Raw genomic sequence first — 18,771 nt, 5'->3', positions numbered from 1 at the left:
CTGCCACCTCCGGGCCCTCCCGTCGCTCGTGCCGCTGATGCCGCTTCCGTACCGCTTCCGTGCCGTCCATCCTGCCCGGGTGGCCGGTGCGTACCGGGCGGACGTCACCGGGCAAACACACGTAGGCTTCCGGTAACGGAAGTACGTCCGGACGGGTGGGAGGAGTTCCTGTGCCGGTGGATATCACCTGGTGGGGCCACGCCACCGCCACCATCCGGGACTCCGGGGTGGCGGTGCTGACCGATCCGCTGGTGACCCGGCGCTGCGCCCATCTGTGGCGGCGGCGCGGGGCTGCGCCGCCTGCCGGTGCGCTGCTGGCCGATGTGGTGCTGGTGTCGCATCTGCACGCGGATCATCTGCATCTGCGGTCGCTGGCGCGGCTGGCGTACGGCACCCCGCTGGTGCTGCCGCGCGGCGCGGTGCGGGCGGTGCCGGGGCTGCGGCGGCTGGCGGCGCGGCTGCCGGTGTACGAGATGACGCCGGGTGAGTCGCTGCCGTTCGGTCCGGTGACGATCCGGGCGGTGCCGGCGGCGCACGACGGGCGGCGGCTGCCGGTGGGGCCGCGCCGGGTGTCGGCGCTGGGCTATGTGGTGGAGGGCGAGTCGCGTACGTACTACGCGGGCGACACCGGGCTCTTCGAGGGGATGGCGCGGGAGACGGGTCCGGTGGACACCGCGCTGCTGCCGGTGGGTGGCTGGGGTCCGGGTCTTGGGCACGGTCATCTGAACGCGGAGCGGGCGGCGCGGGCGCTGGCCCGGCTGCGGCCCGGGCACGCGGTGCCGGTGCACTTCGGGACGTTCTGGCCGCTGGGTCTCGCGGGGGTGCGACCGCATGAGTTCCACGCGCCGGGCGACGAGTTCGTACGGCACGCGGCGCGGCTGGCGCCGGGGGTGCGGGTGCATCTGCTGGGGCACGGGGAGCGGGTACGGGTGCCGGTGCGGGTGGCGGGGGCGGAGTGAGCCAGGCTCCGCTGATGCCGCTGATACCGCTGGCGGCGACGCCCGGGGTGGTGGCTCCGGAGAGCACCGAGCAGGCGATCGGGCTGCCGTCGCTGTTTCTGCTGGTTCTGGTGGGGTCGCTGGTGCCGGTGATACCGACGGGCGCGCTGGTCAGCTCGGCGGGGGCGGTGGCGTTCCATCACAGCGATCCGGTGGTGTTCTCGGCGCTGGTGTTCGCGGTGGCGTCGCTGGCGGCGTTCGGCGGGGACACGCTGCTGTACGCGCTGGGGCGGGGCGGCTCGCGCTGGCTGGGTCGGCTCCGGGAGCAGGCCGCGCCGGGAGCGGTGCGGCGGGCGCAGCGGCAGCTGGCGGAGCGCGGCACGGTGGTGCTGGTGGTGTCCCGGCTGGTGCCGGCGGGGCGGATCCCGGTGATGCTGGCGGCGCTGCTGGCGCGGATGCCGCTGGCGGCGTATCTGCGCGGGTGTTTCCCGGCGGCGCTGGCGTGGGCGGCGACGTATCAGCTGATCGGTCTGCTGGGCGGGGCGCTGTTCCCGCATGCCTGGCAGGGGGTGCTGGCGGCGGTGGTGCTGGCGCTGCTGTTCGCGATCACGCCGCCGCTGTGGCGGCGGGCGGCGGCTTCCCGGGGGCGTTGATACCGGCGGGCGCCGCTCACCCGGCGCGGCGGTGTGACCGGTGGTGCCGTCGTACCGGTGGCGGACCGGTTCGGGGTCCGCGCCGGTTGGCGACCGTCGGCCACGCGGCCACCGGTCACCACGCGGCGGCGCCCGGATCGGGTCTCTGCCGGTGGCCATCGCGCCCGCTCGGGTCGACGGCCGCCGGCCGCTCGTCCGGCTCTCGCGCCTGGTCCCGGGACTCCCGTTCAGCGGCCGTCGCGGCGGCTGCGCGCTGCTCGGGGCTCTGCGGAGCGGGGAGTTGGCCGGCGCCTTCGGCGAAGAGGACGCGCAGGTGCATGGCGTCCTTGCGGATCTCGCGGGCGCGGGTGTAGGCGGGTGAGTCGTACCACTGCCTGATCCGGTCCAGGTCCGGGAATTCGAGGATGATCAGCCGGGAGGAGTCCCAGGTTCCCTCGACGGCCTCGGGGGTGGGTCCGCCGACGAGGTAGCGGCCACCGTGGTCGAGGATCGAGGGGATGGCCACCTCGCTGTAGGCGAGGGCTGCTTGCCGGGACAGCTCGTCGTCCAGCAGTTGGACATCGACGATCACATAGGCGGGCATGGGCGTACCTCTTCGCTGGGCATTTACTACACGGCGTGTACTTTTACTTCGCCGAAGACTAATACACCGCTGTAACCTGTCAAGGTGAGCGAGCAGACCACGACCATGAGCCGCCGGGAGCGGCTGCGGGCCGACACCACCCGGGAGATCAAGACGATCGCGCTGGCCCAGATGGCCGAGGGCGGCCCCGGGGCGATCTCGCTGCGCGGCATCGCCCGCGAGATGGGCATGACCCCCCGGGCCATCTACAGCTACTTCGCCACCCGCGACGACCTGATCACCGACCTCACCGGCGGCATCGCCGGCGACCTCGCCGACACCGTGGAGGCCGCCCGCGACGCGGTGCCGCCCGGCGACGCGGGCGGCCGGCTGCTCGCCTGGGCGCTGGCCATGCGCGAGTGGGCGCTGGCCAACCCCGAAGGGTTCCGGCTCTTCTACGGCGACCCCGTACCCGGCTATCAACCGCCCGAGGACGGCCCCGTGGAGCGGGCGTCCCGGCGGATCTGCGGCGGGCTCACCCGGCTGGTGGCCGACGCCTGGCCGTACGCCCGCCACCTCCAGCCGGACGACGTCACCTGGTCGGACTTCCCGCCCGAGTTCCTGGCGAAGCTCCAGGACGAGAGCGGCGAAGTGCCCCCCGCCGCCGCCGCGCTGGCGCTGCGCGTGTGGGGCCGGATGCACGGCCTGGTGGCGCTGGAGATCCACGGCCATCTCCGCGCGGTCTCCCACCGGCCCGCCGCCCTGTACCGGGCGGACATGCTGGATCTGATCCGCTCCCTGGGCCTGACGCCACCCACCGGCTGACCCCCACCGCTGCCGGGGAGCCTGATCCCCCGCCCTTCCTCATCTTCCTCTCATACAATCCTCAGACCTGACTCATGCGTCGTACCTAGCTTGCCGGGCATGATCCTCACGTATCTCCGACGCGAGATGACGCGCCGTGGCAAGGTACATCTCGTCATCGCCTCGGGACTTGCCCTGGGCATCGCCCTGGTCCTCATCGTCAACTCGGTCTCGGCCGGCATGCGCAAGGCCCAGGACGAGGCAGTGGCCTCGCTGTACGGCATCGGCACCGACATCACCGTGAGCAAGACCTTCGATCCGCAGCAGCGCGGCGAGGACGGCGGCGGCCGGATGCCCCGGTTCGAGTTCGACGCCGCGGCCGGCGAGGAGCAGAGCAGCGATCTGCTGGTCCTCGACGGCATGACGGACGGTCTGGCCGCCGACGACGTGACGCGGATCGCCGGCATCGACGGCGTGTCGGAAGCGGCCGGCGGACTCGGGCTGCGGCTGATCGGGATCAACGGCAGCTTCGAACCTGGCGAGTTCCTTGAGGGCGGCGCCGCATCCGGGGCCACCCCCGGCGGGCCGCCCGGCGACGGCGGCTCGGACCGGCCGGAGATCGGCGGTGGCGGAGCGGCGTTCGGGCTCAACCAGTACACGCTCTTCGGCGCCGACGTCGGCAAGCCCGGCATCGGGCCGCTCAGCACCGTCGAACTCACCGAGGGCCGTACGTTCACCGCGGACGAGACGGACGCCCAGGCCGTCCTGCTGACCGCCGACTACGCCGCCCAGGAGGAACTGGGCGTCGGCGACACCCTCACCGTCAAGGGCACCGACTTCGAGGTCATCGGCCTGTTCACCACCCCCTCGGGGGACCCGGCCGCCGACGTCTATCTGCCGCTGGCCACCGCCCAGACCCTCTCCGGCAACGAGGACGTGGTCAGCAAGGTCTACGTCCAGGCCGCCGACTCCCAGCAACTGGACGCCATCAGTACCGCCATCGGCGAACAGGTGACGGGCACCGAGGTCACCACCGCCGACGATCTGGCCGATCAGGTGTCCGGCTCGCTGGCCACCTCCGCCGATCTCGCCGAGGGGGTGGGCCGGTGGCTGTCGTATCTGGTGCTGCTCACCGCGTTCCTGGTGGCCGGGATGCTGGCCACCTCCGCCGTCAACCGGCGGATCCGGGAGATCGGCACCCTCAAGGCGCTCGGCTGGAGCCGGGGCCGGGTCACCCGGCAGGTGATGAGCGAGTCCCTGGTGACCGGACTGGCCGGAGGCGCCCTGGGCCTGGCCCTCGGCCTCGCCGTCACCCGCGTCATCACCTGGATCCGGCCGGGGCTCACCGCGGAGATCACCAGTACCGGCGGTGGGGCCGGCGGCGGGATGCCGGGCGGCCCGGGCGGGCCGATGGGGCCCGGCGGCATCGGCGGTGACGCCGCCGCCGGAGCGCAATCCCTGGACATCGGGCTGACCGCCCCGGTGAGCCTGTCCATGCTGCTGCTGGCCGTAACCCTGGCGGTGGCGGGCGGATTGACCGCCGGTGCCTTCGCCGCCTGGCGCGCCGCCCGGCTGCGCCCCGCCGACGCGCTGCGGCGCATCGCCTGACGACCCCTGCGCCTGACGGAGGCCCGACCATGTACGAACTCACCGATGTCACCAAGCACTACCGGCGCGGCAAGTCCACCGTCGCCGCCCTGGACGGGGTGTCACTGACGGTCCCCACCGGCGGCAGGCTCGTCGTCCAGGGGCCCACCGGAGGCGGCAAGTCCACCTTCCTCCAACTGCTCGGCGGACTCGACCGGGCGACCGGCGGGTCGGTGGTGCTGGACGGCACCGATCTGACCGGCCTGTCCGAGGCGAAGCTGACCCGGCTGCGAGCGGAGCAGATCGGCTTCGTCTTCCAGAGCTTCAATCTGATCCCCACCCTCTCGGCACGGGAGAACGTGGAGACGGCACTGGCCCCGCTCGGTCTCGGCGCCGCCGAGCGCCGGCAACGGGCTGCCGAGGCCCTGGAGTCGGTGGGCCTGGCGGAACGGATGGGGCATCTGCCCGGCGAGCTGTCCGGCGGCCAGCAGCAGCGGGTGGCGATCGCCCGGGCACTGGCCAAGCGTCCCCGCGTCCTGCTGGCGGACGAACCGACCGGCAATCTGGACGAGTCCACCCGGGACGAGGTGATGGAGGTGCTGGAGACCCAGTGGCGGGAGCTGGGACTGACCTTCGTGATGGTCACTCACGACAGCGCGATCGCCCGTGGGGCGGAGCGGGTGGCCCGGATCGCGGGGGGCCGGGTGACAGTGCGGGAGCGGTCGCGGCAGACCGGCGCCGGCTGAGCCCGGGCGGCGCGCCGGCCGCGCCCGGCCGCGCCCGGCGGCACATCCGGCGGTGATCCCGATGGCTGGTGGCGGGCAACCCGTATCCATCGGGATCAGCGCGGGTTATGTTCTCGCTCAGCGGGCGGGCGGACGCGCCGGCGGAACGAGGATGAGGCGGGGGCCATGCGGAGCTATACCAGTGTGCTGACGGGACAGTTGATATTCGCCACGATCTGCTGCATTCCGGGCCCGATCGCCCTGGCCGTGGCCTGGACCGCCTGGCAGGAGGGCGAGAACTGGGCCTGGATCGCCCTCGTCGTCGGGCTGGTCTGGACGGCCGTCATCCCCTTCTCGGCCCGCAAGAGCGCGCGGAGCGCGTTCCCCCGGATCACCCGCCGGGACCGGGCGGCGGACGACGGCGTCTCCTACGGGGACGACACCTTCGTGATGTGGGCACCCACGCCCCCCAAGAGCCACCCGCAGGCACGGCTGGTGCGGGCGGACGTCCTGGAGGCGTCCCTGGCGCACTACAGCCCCGACGGCGAGGCCACCTACACCACCCACTACGGCGACTACACCCCCGACGAGTTCACGCCGCTGATCCGGATGAAGCTGCGCGTGTACGACCACGAGGAGGCCGGCGGCGCGGGTGAGTTCGAGACCACCGGCGAGTGGCGCGTACCGGCCCTGTGCCTGTCCGCCGTCACGGCGGGCCGGCTGGCCGTCCTCGTCTCCCCCACCGTCCCCGCCACCATCACCCACCGGTGGCCCTCCAGCGCCATGCTGGCGGGCACCCGTACCCTGCGGGTGATCGACCTCGAAGGCCGGACGGCCGATGTGACCCGGCGCCCCGTCCGCCTGCTGCGCCAGATGCGGGTCTCGCGGGCGGCCGGCGGCGTCGAGATGACCGGCGACACCATCGACCTGCGCCGGCTGGACGACCGTACGGCCGCCGGTTATCTCGCCGCCGCCGATCAGGACCGGTCCTTCCCCGAGGACCGGGCGCCGGTGACCGAACCGGGCGAGGAGTCCCGGTGGATCGTCGACGATCTCCCGGGCGACGCGGCGGCGTTCGGCTCGGTCGGACGCCGCTGGTCGCGCCGCGGCGGCGTGCTGGTGCGCGGCCGGTTCCTCCAGATGCGGGGCAGGACCACCTTCCAGGACCACGGCCCGGTCCTCGACACCGTGCTGCGCGTCCATCCCGCCGACGGCACACCCCCGTTCGACGCGGCCCGCCGGCTGACGGTGCCGTTGAACTACCTCGCGGTCCTGCACCGCACCCGGGACGTCGTCCTCTACGCCGAACCGGGCAGCCGGTCGTACATCGTGGACTGGCCCCGTACCAACCTCCTCGCCGGAACCTCCGAGGCCAAGGTCATCACCCCCGACGGCCGCGAACTCCCCCTGACCGGACGCCCCGACGTGATCTGGTCCCTGATGAACCTGCTGGCGGCCCACGGCCTGTCGAACCGGTCCCCGGTCCTGGACCTGCGCAAGCACCGCATGCGCGCCGCGGCCGAATCCCTGCTGGACGTCGCACGCGGCGCGGAAGCGCAGCCGGAAGCTGAGCCGGAAGCGAACTCCCCCCGGCCGTAAGTGCGTCGGCTAGAAACCGCGCGCCTCCCGGGCGCCCTCCTCCAGGACACGGGAGGCGCCGATCGGGAGGTCCCACAGGTCCTGGCGTGGCCGGCCGGCCGCGGCCCAGGCGGCGCGCACCCGGTCCAGCGGCTCCAGCGGCGGCTCGGAGGAGAGCAGAAAGGTGCCCCAGTGCATGGGGGCCATCCGGGTGGCACCGACGTCCTGGCAGGCGGCGACGGCCTCCTCCGGATCGGTGTGCACGGGCTGCTGGAGCCGGCGCGGCGCGTACGCCCCGATGGGCAGCAGCGCCAGATCGATCCCCGGGTAGCGGGCGCCGATCTCGGTGAACCAGTGCCCGTAGCCGGTGTCCCCCGCGAAGTACACCCGCCGCCCGGTGCGGGCGGTGAGCACCCAGCCGCCCCACAGGGTGCGGCAGGTGTCGGCCAGGCCGCGCCGCGACCAGTGGTGCGCGGGGACGAAGTCGAACCGTACGGCGGCGGCCCGGCCGTCCGGCGCGGGCAGTTCGGCGGCCTCCCACCAGTCCAGCTCGGTGACCCGGATGAATCCGCGCCGCCGGCACCAGGGGGCGAGCGCGGCCGGTACAAACAGGGGCGTGGCGCGGGGCAGCCGCTTGAGGGTGGGCGCGTCGAGGTGGTCGTAGTGGTTGTGGGAGATGACGACGGCGTCGACGGGCGGCAGGTCCTCCCAGGCCACCCCGGGCGGGGTGACGCGGGCCGGGGTGCCGAGGATCTTGCGCGACCACACGGGGTCGGTGAGCACGGTGAGGCCGCCGATGCGGATCACCCAGCTGGCGTGTCCGGCCCAGGTGACGGCGAGGGCGCCCGGGTCGGCCTCGGGCAGCGGTGCCGGGGCGTAGGGCAGATCGGCGGTCTGCCGCAGGGCGTCGGGGCCCGGCCGCAGCCCTCCGTTCGCCCGGGCGGCGCGCAGCAGGGCGGTGAGCCCGGGGCGGGGGCTGGTGAGCCGGTCCGTGAAGCTGCGCGGCCAGGTGCGGCGTTCGCCCAGCGGGCGCGGGGCGCGCTGGGCGGGGGCGTGCGGTTCGGTCATACGGGGCCTCCCGGGTGCTGTCTCCATACAGGGTGAGGTGGCCGGGGACGGCAATTCCGGTGGTCCGTCATGGTGAAGCGGCAGACACCTCGTCCACATTTCGGATGGATATTGCTCACTATTCGAGACGGCGAGCAGACTGCCGCCATGACGATGCCGAACGACGCGACGTACACCCACGGCCACCACGACTCCGTCCTGCGCTCGCACCGCTGGCGCACCGCCGAGAACTCGGCCGGCTATCTGCTGCCCGAGCTGCGGCCCGGCCAGCGGCTGCTGGACGTGGGCTGCGGTCCCGGCACCATCACCGCCGATCTGGCGGCCCGGGTGGCGACACCGGGCAGCGGCGGCGAGGTGATCGGACTGGACGCGGCGGCCGGCGTGCTGAAGCAGGCGCGGGCGGCGGCGGAGGCGCGCGGCGTGGCGGCTGGCATCCGCTTCGAGACGGGCGACGCGCTGCGGCTGGGGTACGGGGACGGCTCCTTCGACGTGGTCCACGCACACCAGGTGTTGCAGCATCTGCCGGACCCGGTGACGGCGCTGCGCGAGATGCGCCGGGTGACCCGGCCGGGCGGGGTGGTGGCGGTACGGGACGCCGACTACGCGGCGATGACCTGGTATCCGCGGGTGCCGGGCCTGGAGGAGTGGCTGGCGCTGTACCGGAGGGTGGCGCGGTCCAACGGCGGCGAGCCGGACGCGGGCCGCCGGCTGCTGTCCTGGGCCCGGGGGGCGGGCTTCGCGGACGGGGACATCCGTTCCTCGGCGACGGCCTGGACGTTCGCGACCGCGCAGGAGCGTACCTGGTGGAGCGAGCTGTGGGCGGAACGTACCACCGCCTCCTCGTACGCCGACCGCGCCGTCGCCGGCGGGTACGCCACCCGGGCCGATCTGGAGCGGATCGCGGCGGCGTGGCGCGAGTGGGGCGGGGCGCCGGACGGCTGGTTCGCGGTGCTCAACGGTGAGGCGCTGTGCCGGGTGTGAGTGCGCGGGGTGCGCAGGGGCGCGCAGGGGCGCGCGAGCTGTCTTAGTGTCGTAGGACATACAGACTTGACACATCAGTCCGTCACGAGAATGCTGTCTTACTGTCGTAAGACAATGGGAGAAGACGTGATCGAGTTCGTGCTCGACGGCCGCTCGCGAGTGGCCACCTACATGCAGCTGGTGTTGCAGGTGAAGCAGGCGCTCCGGGTCGGCATGGCCCAGCCCGGCGATCAGCTGCCCCGGGTACGGCAGGTGGCCCAGTCGCTGGCGATCAACCCGAACACGGTCTTGAAGGCGTACCGCGAACTCGAACTGGAGGGGCTGGCCGAAGGCCGCCCGGGCGTGGGCACCTTCCTCGTCCGTACGCTGGCCGGCCCCTCCGTGGCCCACCACGCCGAACTGCGCGCGGACCTGGTCGGCTGGCTGCACAAGGCGCGGGCCGCCGGCCTCGGCCACGACGACATCGCCGCTCTCATCGACACCACCCTGCGCGCGACACCCGACACGGCGCCGCCGCCATCGCCACCCAAGGACACCGCCTCATGACAGACGACGACATCGCGCTGGCCACCAGCGCCCTCGGGAAGCGCTACCGACGCGCCTGGGCGCTGGAGGACTGCACCGTCCGGCTCCCGGCCGGCCGGATAGCCGGGCTGGTCGGCCCGAACGGGGCCGGCAAATCCACCCTGCTGCACCTGGCCGTGGGCCTGCTGCGCCCCGACGCCGGCGAGGTACGCGTCTTCGGCCGCACCCCGCACCAGAACGCCGACGTCCTGCCCGACATCGGCTTCGTCGCCCAGGACACCCCGCTCTACCGCGAGTTCAGCGCCACCGATCTCATCACACTGGGCGGCAAACTCAACACCCGCCGCTGGGACGCCGCCTTCGCCCGCGACCGCATCGCCCAACTCGACATCCCACCCGGCCGCCCCGTCGGCAAACTCTCCGGCGGCCAGCGCGCCCAGGTGGCCCTCGCGCTGGCCCTGGCCAAGCGCCCTCGGCTGCTGCTCCTCGACGAACCGGTCGCCGCCCTGGACCCGCTCGCCCGCCGCGAGTTCATGCAGACCCTGATGGGCGTGGTCAGCGAGAGCGACACCACCGTGCTGCTGTCCTCGCACCTGGTCGCCGACCTGGAACGGACCTGCGACTACCTGATCGTGCTGCGCAAGGCGCACGTCCAACTGACCGGCGCCATCGACGACCTGCTCGACCAGCACCGCACGCTGGTCGGCCCCCGTACGGAGACGGACGCCCTCCCGCCCGGCGTGGCACAGGTCCTCAACGCCCGCCACACCGACCGCCAGTCCACGATGCTCGTCCGCACCCGGCCCGGTACCGGCCCCATCGCCGATCCGGCCTGGACCCAGCATGAGGTCACCCTCGAAGACGTGATCCTGGCCCACATCGCGACGGGAGCGACCGCATGATCTGGCTCGCCTGGAAGCAGCACCACAAGCAGTTCCTGTACGCCGTGGCGGGGCTCGCCGTACTCGCCGCGATCATGCTCCCCACCGGCCTGCGGATGCACAACGCCTTCCACGACTCCGGCCTGGCGGACTGCCTCGCCGCCATGGGCAGCGACTCGCCCGGCGCCAACACGCGGGCGGAGAGCTGCGGTCCGCTGAGCATGCAGTTCCACAACGAGTTCAATTCTCTGTCGTTCGTCGGCATCCTCTTCGTCATCCTGCCGCTGCTGGTGGGTCTGTTCTTCGGCGCGCCGCTGATCGCCCGCGAGATCGAGCACGGCACCCACCGGTTCGTCTGGACCCAGGGCGTCAGCCGACTGCGCTGGGCGCTCGTCAAGTTCGGGCTGGTGGGCGCCGTCACCACGCTCCTCGCGGTGGCGTACGCGCTGGGAGTGTCCTGGTGGCACGAGCCGCTGGCCGCCAACGGCGGCGGACGGCTCGGCTACATCTGGTTCGACGTCCAGGGCATCGCGCCGATCGGCTACACCCTGTTCGCGGTGGCCCTGGGCATCTTCGCCGGTACGCTCTTCCGCCGGGTGCTGCCCGCCATGGCCGTCTCCCTGGCGGGCTTCGCCGCCGTACGCATCGGCGTCGAGACCCTGCTGCGCGAACGCTTCATGCCGGCCAAGACACTCACGTTCGACCTGGCTAGCACCGAGGGACCCAACCCGGCCGCCGGCGACTGGGTCATCAGCCAGGGCCTGCGCGACGCAGACGGCAACCTCGTACTGGACGGCCTGTCGGTGAACTGCGCCCCCGAGGGAGAACTCGACTCCTGCATGAGCGGCCTGGAGTCCCAGGGGCTCGGCCCCGGCTCGTACAACTGGGTGCTGTACCAGCCCGGTGACCGCTTCTGGATCTTCCAGACCATCGAAACGGGCCTCTTCCTCGCCCTCACCGCCCTGCTGGTGTTCCTGGCCCTGCGCCGGATCCGCCACCTCACGTGAGGGACGGGCCGGTCCCCGCGCGGGGACCGGCCCTCAACTCACCTGACACCGGCGGTCCGCACCACCAGCAGCACGAACGACCCGACCAGCACCGCCAGCCAGAAGCAGGGTGGCCGTCCCCTTCATGTAGACCAGCCGCCCGCAGATCTTGCACCGCCGCCCCTCCGGGCACCTCACCAGCTTCGGATGCCGGCACGGGGTCGTGGTCACGACAACCCCCGGGCCCGGTCGATCTCGTGCAACCGGGCCGGCCGCAGGTCGGCGGTGTCCGACCGCCACTGATAATCGGGATCACCGATGGACCGCAGGTCCAGGGTCAGCCCGTACGCGCCGGCGAACATCACCTCACCCACACAGTCCTGCCGGTCACTCCACAGCACCATCCCCGCCAGCATCGGCCGCCGGACGGCCCCCGCGAGCAACTGACCCCCCAACCGCCGCGCGGCCCCCATCCGCATCCCGAGGATGTTGATCACCGGCGGGGCTGTCCCGATCTTGACCTCCTGTACGGACACCGGCGGAACATCCAGCAACGCGAGCAACTCCCGCAACTGCCGCACCACCCGCTCCCCCTCCCGGCTCACGACGCCCCCCGCCGCACCTCGGCGGCCAACGCCCGCGCCACCTCGGGCGTGCACCGCCCCAGACTGACCAGGGGCCGCACCGACGACCCGGTGAACGTATGCAGATCCACCTGCAACGACGGCAACGTCACCCCACGCGCGGCAAGCGCGTCCTGAAGCTCGTCAACAGCACTCTGCGCGGCCTCCCGTGACGCTCTGAGATCAGCCGTGGCCATACGGCCCGAGGTGACCGATTCCGATGTCATGAATGATGACCCTTTCGTGGGGAGTTGGGCTGAACGAGCATCAGCTTGCCGCCGCAACACCTACCGTGACCAGGGAATCGCTGTCGGGAGTCGGCAATCATCGACGGGAAGTGAGCACTTCCATGCCACCGAGGAAGCAGTTTTCAGGCCACCAGGGGAAACCGTCCGCCAGCAGGATGCTGGCGGAGGAACAGGCGCGGCTGCGCGCCGACCGAGGCTGGTCCTACCGCGAGCTGAGCCAGAAGGTGCGGTTCGATCACACGTACCTGCACGAGATGGAGACGGGCAAGACCCTCGGCAGCCCCGAGGTCATCCGCGCCCTGGACGACCTCTACGGCACGGCCCCCCACCTGTCCCAACTACGGGAGCTGGCCCGGGACAGCGCGTTCCGGGACAAGTACCAGCGCTACATGCAGCTGGAGGCGAAGGCCACGGTGATGCGACACTACGCGGTCAGCAATCTGCCCGGGTTGCTTCAGACGGAAGCGTACGCACGTGACTTGCTGCGCGCGGCGCGATCGCGGAAGCAGGGCGATCTGGAGGAGCAGGTCGCGGCCCGGATGAGCCGTCAGGAGATTCTGAGCCGGGACGACCCGACCGACTTCCGGACCATCCTGGACGAGTCCGTGTTGCGGAGGCCATTGCGGGACGCGGAGGACTGGCGGGTTCTGCTCTCCCACCTGCTGGACATGACCCGACTGCCTCACGTAGTGATTCAGGTACTTCCGATGGCTGTTGGCTTCCATGGGCTCACCAACACGGACACCATGTTGATGTGGCTGCCCAATGGGCGATCGGTGGCCTACACAGAAACGGGATACTCCGGCGAGATGATCGAAGATGCCCGGGAGGTTGAGCATCTGCGGCTGGCCTACGATCGCCTGCGAGACCTAGCGTGGTCGCCACGGGAATCAGTGGCGTTCATTGAGCAGTTGTTGGAGGACTTCCCATGCGTTCCCCCCGAATCGACTTGAGCTTCGCGACTTGGCGCAGGTCCAGCTACAGCAACCAAGATGGCGGGCAGTGTGTTGAGGTGGCAGACGGCCAGCTCGGCATCCTCCCTGTCCGGGACAGCAAGAACCCCAACGGCCCCGCCATCATCTTCGGGAACACCGAATGGATGGCCTTCGTGGCTCAGATCCGCGCCGGACGCTTCTGATAGCGCAGCGAGCCTGTGGCCCTCAGCGACGTCGAGGGCCACAATCGGTGCGATGGCGACACCACAGCGAACCCACAAGCTCCGCGCCGCGACATGGCGCCGCTCCAGCTACAGCAACCAGGACGGCGGCGACTGCCTTGAGGTGTCGGACGGCCACCCCGGCGTCCTGCCCGTCCGGGACAGCAAGAACCCCCACGGCGCGACCATCACCTTCGGCTCCGCCCAGTGGTCGGCGTTCGTCGCGGACATCCGCGCCGGGCGGATCTGAGCAGCGAAAGGCAGCGGATGATCTCGGTGGCGGATCGGGCTGATGCCCAGCTCGTATGGGGGTATCACCGCTTAGGGCATGAGCCACGGCCGTGTGATGTGGTTGTCGGGCTCGGGAGTCATGACATCGGGGTCGCGGACGTCGCTGCGGGGATGTATCGGCGGGGGCTGGCGTCAGTGGTGTTGTTCACCGGGGGGAACAGTCCGACCACGCGGGCGCGCATGCCGCGTGGGGAGGCCGTGCACTACCGGGAGCGGGCGATCGAGCTCGGGGTTCCGGAGGGGGCGATCCTCGTGGAGCCCCGTGCGTCCAACACCGGGGAGAACATCTCCTTCTCGCGGGCCGCACTCGTCGATGCCGGCATCAACGTCTCATCGGCGCTGCTGATCAGCAAGCCGTACGAGGAGCGGCGCGCGTACGCCACCGCGCGGAAGATCTGGCCGGAGGTCGAGTTCGTCAGCGCGTCCGCGCCCTTGACGTACGACGCCTACGTGGCGTCCATCGGCGACGAACGGCTGGTCATCGACATGCTGGTGGGCACCCTCCAGCGGCTGATGATCTATCCCGAACAGGGCTTCCTCATCAGCCAGCCCGTACCGGAGGACGTACGGGCGGCGTTCGGGCGGTTGTGTCGGGGTGGGTTCATCAGTCGGCTGGCCGTGGTTGCCCCGGGCTGAGGACGTGGTGGGCTTGACCTGGAGGCTGCTGGGTAGCGGGACGCGGTCAGCCGCGTCATCGCACGCGGAAACCCGGCGATGTCGGCGATCGTTCCCGGGATACTGGTCACCCATGGATGAGGTCAAAGTCGTCGTCGCCCATTCCGAGCGTGCGACTCTGCGTGTCGGTGATGTGTTCCTGAAGGTGGACGCCGATCAGGCGCGCATCGACGTCGAGGTCGAGGCGATGTCTCTCGCGCCTGTCCCGACACCGATGGTGCTGTGGCGCAAGCCGCCCGTGCTGGCGATCGCCGCCGTGCCGGGGACCGCGCTCGGCCGTCTCGGTGAGCCGTCGACCGCGTCGGCGGCGGCGTGGGCCGCGGCGGGTGCCGCCATCCGGAAGCTGCACGAGGCGCCGTTGCCGCCCTGGGCCGGCCGGCGCCGCCGGGGTCCTGACGAGTTGGTGGCGGAACTCGACGGCGAGTGCGAGTCGCTCGTGACGAACGGTGTCCTGCCCGCTGACCTGGTCACCCGCAACCGCCGGCTCGCCGAGGCCGCGCTCCGGTCGTGGACTCCGGTGTTCACGCACGGCGACCTACAGATCGATCACGTCTTCGTCGACGGCGACGAGGTCACCGGCATCATCGACTGGTCCGAGGCGGGCCGGGGCGATGCCCTGTTCGACCTGGCCACCTTGACGCTCGGACACCAGGAGCACCTTGACGACGTCATCGCCGGTTACGGCATCGACGTCGACCTCGACGTGATCCGAGCGTGGTGGTCGTTGCGAAGCCTGCTGGGGGTTCGCTGGCTGGTCGAGCACGGCTTCGACCCGTTCGCGCCGGGCTGTGAGGTCGACGTGCTGAAATCCCGGATGTGAGGCCGCGCGGCAACGGCAGGTGCCCGTCGTCATCCGGGGGTGACATGATCACGCGGGTGTCCGGCGTGGGTCCGGTGTGCGGGGAGAAGTCGTGAAGCTCTACATAGCCATACCTCTGGGCCTGGTGGCTCTGCTCTTCGTCGCCTCGGGGGTGGCGGCCATCACCCGGGGGTGGATCGTTCCCGGGAACCGGCGGCCGGTCCTCCGGCCCCGGCTCTTCGGGTGGGCGCAGTTGCTGGCCGCTTTCGCCCTGGCCTCGCAGGCGGCCCTGCTGCTGGCGGCCGACGATCCCGACCTCCGCCAGTTCGGGACTCTGACCGGCAGCGTGCTGCTGCTGATCGCCGTTCTCCTGATGGTGGTGAGCCGACGCCCACCATCACAGGTGCGCTGACGGTTCATCAGGGATATGCGGTCCCGGTGGCGGGAAGGTACGCCTTTCGTCGATCGGGAGGAATCGCATGCTTTTTGGCATATGCCGGAGGTCGGCCTTATGGGTGTCCGGGATCATCGGGGTGCTGCTGCTGGCGCTCACCCCCGGGGCTCGGGCGGACGCCGGTGCGGCCGGCCTCGTACAGCCGCTCAACACAACAGTCTGGCTCTGTCTGCCGGGGATGCCCGCCAACGCCTGCGGGCAGGCGGCGGACGGGACGCCGACCGGTGGTGGCACCGAACTGGTGACGCGGTATCCCAGCGGCGCGACCCGGCTGCTGGACGCCACCGGCCCGGACGGGCGGGAGCCGTTCGAGGTGACCGAAGCACCCGCCGTGGACTGCTTCTACATCTATCCGACCGTTGATCTGCTGCCCAACCCCCTGCTCCAGATCGGCTCCCTGCCGCCCGTGCGCGGCGACGTGCACCAGGCCGTGACCCTCACCCAGGCGGCCAGGTTCGCCGAGGTGTGCCGGATGTTCGTCCCCGTCTACCGGCAGGTCGCCCTGCCGCAGCTCGCCCTCGGCGCGATCCTCAGCCCGGACGGCGCCGATCTGTCCACCGGCTTCCTCGACATCCGGCAGGCGTGGGACGAGTACTGGCAGCACCACAACACCGACCCGGCCACCGGGGAGCGGCGCGGGGTGATCCTGCTGGGGCACTCGCAGGGGACCGCCGCCGCCACCGATCTGCTCCAGCGGGAGTTCGACCACCGGCCGGAGGTACGGGACCACCTGATCGGTGCCATGCTGCTCGGCGGTGGCGTCCAGGTTCCGCAGGGCGCGGCCACCGGCGGCACGTTCGACACCATCCCGGTGTGCGAGCGGGCGAGCGGCGCGCCCGTTCCCGTGGGGTGCGTCGTGTCCTATCTCTCCTTCGCCCAGCCGGACGGCACCGTACCCGCCGTCGTCGCGGCGGGTGTTCAGCCCGGGCACCGGCTGGTGTGCGTCAACCCGGCCGCGCTGCTCCAGGACCGGGCCCAGGACGTGCCCGTACCGCTCGATCTCCTCATGCCCACACGGCAGTTGGTGGGCGGGAACCTGCTCTTCCCCAACGGGCATCTCGGCATTCCCCTGGCCGGGTACGATCTGCCGCGGCTGCCCACCGGGTTCGCCCACCATCCGGACGCGATCAGCGGGGCCTGCGCCCGTACCGGTGACGCGTCCGGCAGCGCCGAATGGCTCCAGATCAGCGGCGACCTGTCGCACTTCCCGGCCTCCGCCCGGACCTCCTTCTCCGGACTGCATGTCGCCGACTTCAATGTTGCGCTCGGCGACCTCGTAGACCTGGCGCGGACCCAGAGCGCGGCCTGGCGGGCCGGTCAGAGGTAGTCGGCCACCGGGCCCAGGGTGAGCAGCCCGCTGCCCGCGCCCGCCAGTTCACCGGCGGCGGGGGCGAGTTCGTGGCGGGCCCGGTGGAGCGTGGGGCGGTCGCCGAGTGTCTCGGCGGCCGTCGCCGTCAGGCACCACATCGCCTCGTACAGCAGATCGCGGGGCGGCGGCGGGAGGGTACGGAGCGCGGCGGCGGCTTCGGTGCGGCGCTCCCGGGCCAGCAGGAGCAGGGGGCGGGTCCACGGTGCGTACGGGCCCCAGTCCGTCCCCTCCCCCGCGTCCAGGGGCAGGCCGTGCCGGACGCGCAGGGTCAGCAGGGCCAGCGGGAGCAGGCCCCGGGCCAGCCCGGGCATGCCGGCCCCGGGGAGCCGGGCCGCCGCCGCCCGGTAGGCCGCCGCCGCCTCCGGTACGGGGCCGGTCTCGGCCAGCTTCAGCGCCGCGTACCACTGGGTGAACACGCCGACCAGCGGCCGGTCATGGCGTTCCGCCAGCCGGTCGGCCGCCGCCGCGTGTTCGTCGGCCGCCGCGAAGTCGCCCCGCGCGCACCCCGATTGCAGGCGGATCAGCCGGCCGAGGATCTCGTCGTTCGGCAGCCCGTGGCGTTGCGCGAGCGCGATCAGCTCGGCGCCGGTCTCGTCCCGCCGCGCGGCCAGGCCCGCCCGCTCAAAGGTCTGCATGAACCGGCCGTTGAGGGCGAAGGCGAGCAGCCGGGCATCGCCCAGATCACGCGCCAGCTCCACCGATTCCCGGGCGGCGCGCCGGCCGCGTTCCTCCGCCGTGCCGCGCACTTCTACGGCGACGGTGGCCAGCAGCCGGGCCCGGGCCGCCGGATGCGTGCCGGGCGGCAGGGCGGCCAGGGTGCGTTCGGCCGCCGCGACCACCTGGGCGGCCTGCTCCGGGTCATCGACGCGGGTCCAGATCGCGGGGACGTCGTACGCGCCGATCACCCGCGCCGTCAGCTCCGGGTCGCCCAGTTCCTCCGCCGCCGCGATGGCCGCGACCCGATGGCTGCGGGCTTCCCGCAGGCCGCCGCCCCCGGTCACCGCCAGCTCGCGCAGCAGCCCGACCGTCGACTCCAGCCGGGCCCGGGAACCGCCGGCCACCGTACGGTCGTACGCCGCCGCCGCCCGTTCCCACACCTCTGCCACCGGGTCCGCCCCGTCCAGCTGCCCGGCCTGGGCGAGGATGTCCGCCTCCAGCCGGCGCAGCGCCGGGCCCGGGTCCACGCCCAACTGCTCGACCAGCAGCGTACGGGCGCGGCGCAGCACGGCCAGCGCGTCGCCCTGGCGGCCGGTGCGGTAGAGGGCGAGCGCCAGCAGCCGCCAGGCGTCCTCGCGCCAGGGGTGCTCGGTGGTGTGGGCGTCCAGGTCGGGGATCGCCTCGGCGGCGTGTCCGGCGTCCAGCAGCAGGCCGGCGCGGCGTTCGATCGTGTGCAGTCGCAGTTCGCCGAGCCGGGAGCGTTCGGCACGGGCCCAGGGCGCGTCGGCGAAGTCGGCGTAGGCGGGGCCGTGCCACAGGTCGAGGGCCCGGGTCAGGGCGGCCGGGCCGGTGGCCGCGGCGACGGCGGCCTCGAAGCGCCGGGCGTCGACGGACTCGGGGTCGGCGCGCAGCGCGTACCCGGGGCCCTCGGTGACCAGCAGCCGGGCCGGGGTGCGGGGCGGGCGGTCCGGCTCCAGGGCGCGGCGCAGGGCGGCCACGAAGGTCCGCAGGGCCGGGACGGCGCCGGCCGGCGGTTCCTCCCACAGGTCGGCCACCAGGCGCGGGACGGGAACGACGCGGCGGCGGGCGACGATCAGCCGGGCGAGGACGGCGCGGTGCGCGGGCCCCTTGAGGTCGATCGGGTGCCCGGCGCCGTCGCGGGCCGTGACCGGCCCCAGTACCGAGAAGTCCACCCGCACCCTGTCACCGTA

General features: G+C 72.3%; 22 protein-coding genes. 17 read left to right on the top strand and 5 right to left on the bottom strand.

The features are described 5' to 3' along the window. Positions 1-170 precede the first annotated feature (170 nt). On the top strand, positions 171-959 hold the full coding sequence (locus tag AC5WRL_RS13160; protein WP_496088647.1) for an MBL fold metallo-hydrolase: 789 nt from the start codon (positions 171-173) through the stop codon (positions 957-959). Between the two features lie 14 nt (positions 960-973). Further along, positions 974-1,591 carry a DedA family protein gene (locus AC5WRL_RS13155; protein ID WP_496088646.1) on the top strand — a complete coding sequence of 206 codons (618 nt, stop codon included), beginning with the start codon at positions 974-976 and terminating at the stop codon, positions 1,589-1,591. Positions 1,592-1,706: 115 nt separating this feature from the next. On the opposite strand, the gene AC5WRL_RS13150 is transcribed toward AC5WRL_RS13155, so the two are convergent. Next, complete coding sequence (locus tag AC5WRL_RS13150; RefSeq protein WP_496088645.1) at positions 1,707-2,174, bottom strand: DUF1330 domain-containing protein; 468 nt, start codon at positions 2,172-2,174, stop codon at positions 1,707-1,709. Between the two features lie 84 nt (positions 2,175-2,258). Between AC5WRL_RS13150 and AC5WRL_RS13145 the strand changes: the two genes are divergently transcribed. The 4 genes from AC5WRL_RS13145 to AC5WRL_RS13130 all read left to right on the top strand — a co-directional run bounded on the left by AC5WRL_RS13145 (position 2,259) and on the right by AC5WRL_RS13130 (position 6,868). Continuing rightward, complete coding sequence (locus AC5WRL_RS13145; protein ID WP_496088644.1) at positions 2,259-2,978, top strand: TetR/AcrR family transcriptional regulator; 720 nt, start codon at positions 2,259-2,261, stop codon at positions 2,976-2,978. A 99-nt stretch (positions 2,979-3,077) separates the two neighbouring features. Continuing rightward, positions 3,078-4,565: an ABC transporter permease gene (locus AC5WRL_RS13140; RefSeq protein WP_496088643.1), complete on the top strand. Its 1,488-nt coding sequence runs from the start codon at positions 3,078-3,080 to the stop codon at positions 4,563-4,565. Positions 4,566-4,594: 29 nt separating this feature from the next. Continuing rightward, positions 4,595-5,290, top strand: a complete 696-nt coding sequence (locus tag AC5WRL_RS13135; RefSeq protein WP_496088642.1) for an ABC transporter ATP-binding protein — start codon at positions 4,595-4,597, stop codon at positions 5,288-5,290. A 165-nt stretch (positions 5,291-5,455) separates the two neighbouring features. Further along, a complete protein-coding gene (locus tag AC5WRL_RS13130; RefSeq protein ID WP_496088641.1) occupies positions 5,456-6,868 on the top strand; it encodes a CD225/dispanin family protein in 1,413 nt (470 codons plus the stop codon). A 9-nt stretch (positions 6,869-6,877) separates the two neighbouring features. Here AC5WRL_RS13130 and AC5WRL_RS13125 read toward each other — a convergent pair whose 3' ends face one another. Then, positions 6,878-7,942 carry an MBL fold metallo-hydrolase gene (locus tag AC5WRL_RS13125; RefSeq protein WP_496088640.1) on the bottom strand — a complete coding sequence of 355 codons (1,065 nt, stop codon included), beginning with the start codon at positions 7,940-7,942 and terminating at the stop codon, positions 6,878-6,880. 126 nt (positions 7,943-8,068) lie between these two features. Between AC5WRL_RS13125 and AC5WRL_RS13120 the strand changes: the two genes are divergently transcribed. From AC5WRL_RS13120 to AC5WRL_RS13105, 4 genes are all read left to right on the top strand, one after another. Continuing rightward, complete coding sequence (locus AC5WRL_RS13120; RefSeq protein ID WP_496088823.1) at positions 8,069-8,896, top strand: methyltransferase domain-containing protein; 828 nt, start codon at positions 8,069-8,071, stop codon at positions 8,894-8,896. A 114-nt stretch (positions 8,897-9,010) separates the two neighbouring features. Beyond that, positions 9,011-9,442 (top strand): GntR family transcriptional regulator, encoded by a 432-nt coding sequence (locus tag AC5WRL_RS13115; RefSeq protein WP_496088639.1) that lies wholly within the window; start codon positions 9,011-9,013, stop codon positions 9,440-9,442. After that, complete coding sequence (locus AC5WRL_RS13110) at positions 9,439-10,323, top strand: ABC transporter ATP-binding protein (protein WP_496088638.1); 885 nt, start codon at positions 9,439-9,441, stop codon at positions 10,321-10,323. The genes AC5WRL_RS13115 and AC5WRL_RS13110 overlap by 4 nt, the downstream gene beginning before the upstream one ends. Further along, a complete protein-coding gene (locus tag AC5WRL_RS13105; protein WP_496088637.1) occupies positions 10,320-11,309 on the top strand; it encodes an ABC transporter permease in 990 nt (329 codons plus the stop codon). The genes AC5WRL_RS13110 and AC5WRL_RS13105 overlap by 4 nt, the downstream gene beginning before the upstream one ends. Positions 11,310-11,515: 206 nt before the next feature. On the opposite strand, the gene AC5WRL_RS13100 is transcribed toward AC5WRL_RS13105, so the two are convergent. After that, positions 11,516-11,893: a hypothetical protein gene (locus AC5WRL_RS13100; protein WP_496088636.1), complete on the bottom strand. Its 378-nt coding sequence runs from the start codon at positions 11,891-11,893 to the stop codon at positions 11,516-11,518. Beyond that, entirely contained in the window at positions 11,890-12,138 is a 249-nt protein-coding gene (locus tag AC5WRL_RS13095; protein ID WP_496088635.1) for a hypothetical protein, read from the bottom strand. The genes AC5WRL_RS13100 and AC5WRL_RS13095 overlap by 4 nt, the downstream gene beginning before the upstream one ends. 2 nt (positions 12,139-12,140) lie before the next feature. Here AC5WRL_RS13095 and AC5WRL_RS13090 point away from each other — a divergent pair, with 2 nt between their 5' ends. The 7 genes from AC5WRL_RS13090 (at position 12,141) to AC5WRL_RS13060 (ending at position 16,861) form a co-directional block, all read left to right on the top strand. Then, positions 12,141-13,112, top strand: a complete 972-nt coding sequence (locus tag AC5WRL_RS13090) for a helix-turn-helix domain-containing protein (RefSeq protein WP_496088634.1) — start codon at positions 12,141-12,143, stop codon at positions 13,110-13,112. Then, positions 13,088-13,297, top strand: a complete 210-nt coding sequence (locus tag AC5WRL_RS13085) for a DUF397 domain-containing protein (protein ID WP_496088633.1) — start codon at positions 13,088-13,090, stop codon at positions 13,295-13,297. Before AC5WRL_RS13090 ends, AC5WRL_RS13085 begins: the two co-directional genes overlap by 25 nt. Positions 13,298-13,349: 52 nt before the next feature. After that, complete coding sequence (locus AC5WRL_RS13080) at positions 13,350-13,565, top strand: DUF397 domain-containing protein (RefSeq protein WP_496088632.1); 216 nt, start codon at positions 13,350-13,352, stop codon at positions 13,563-13,565. A 17-nt stretch (positions 13,566-13,582) separates the two neighbouring features. After that, on the top strand, positions 13,583-14,242 hold the full coding sequence (locus AC5WRL_RS13075; protein ID WP_496088631.1) for a YdcF family protein: 660 nt from the start codon (positions 13,583-13,585) through the stop codon (positions 14,240-14,242). A 112-nt stretch (positions 14,243-14,354) separates the two neighbouring features. Continuing rightward, positions 14,355-15,101 (top strand): phosphotransferase family protein, encoded by a 747-nt coding sequence (locus AC5WRL_RS13070; protein WP_496088630.1) that lies wholly within the window; start codon positions 14,355-14,357, stop codon positions 15,099-15,101. A 91-nt stretch (positions 15,102-15,192) separates the two neighbouring features. After that, on the top strand, positions 15,193-15,492 hold the full coding sequence (locus tag AC5WRL_RS13065) for a hypothetical protein (RefSeq protein WP_496088629.1): 300 nt from the start codon (positions 15,193-15,195) through the stop codon (positions 15,490-15,492). A gap of 103 nt (positions 15,493-15,595) precedes the next feature. Next, positions 15,596-16,861 (top strand): DUF3089 domain-containing protein, encoded by a 1,266-nt coding sequence (locus AC5WRL_RS13060; RefSeq protein WP_496088628.1) that lies wholly within the window; start codon positions 15,596-15,598, stop codon positions 16,859-16,861. On the opposite strand, the gene AC5WRL_RS13055 is transcribed toward AC5WRL_RS13060, so the two are convergent. Next, the gene (locus AC5WRL_RS13055) at positions 16,852-18,759 is read right to left on the bottom strand and encodes an AfsR/SARP family transcriptional regulator (RefSeq protein WP_496088627.1); all 1,908 of its coding nucleotides are present in this window, start codon (positions 18,757-18,759) and stop codon (positions 16,852-16,854) included. The genes AC5WRL_RS13060 and AC5WRL_RS13055 overlap by 10 nt on opposite strands. Positions 18,760-18,771 lie beyond the last annotated feature (12 nt).

The sequence above is a fragment of the Streptomyces sp. NTD107 genome (assembly GCF_059510435.1).
Note: the sequence above shows the minus strand (reverse complement) of the source record. Positions and strands in the feature narration are given on the sequence as shown.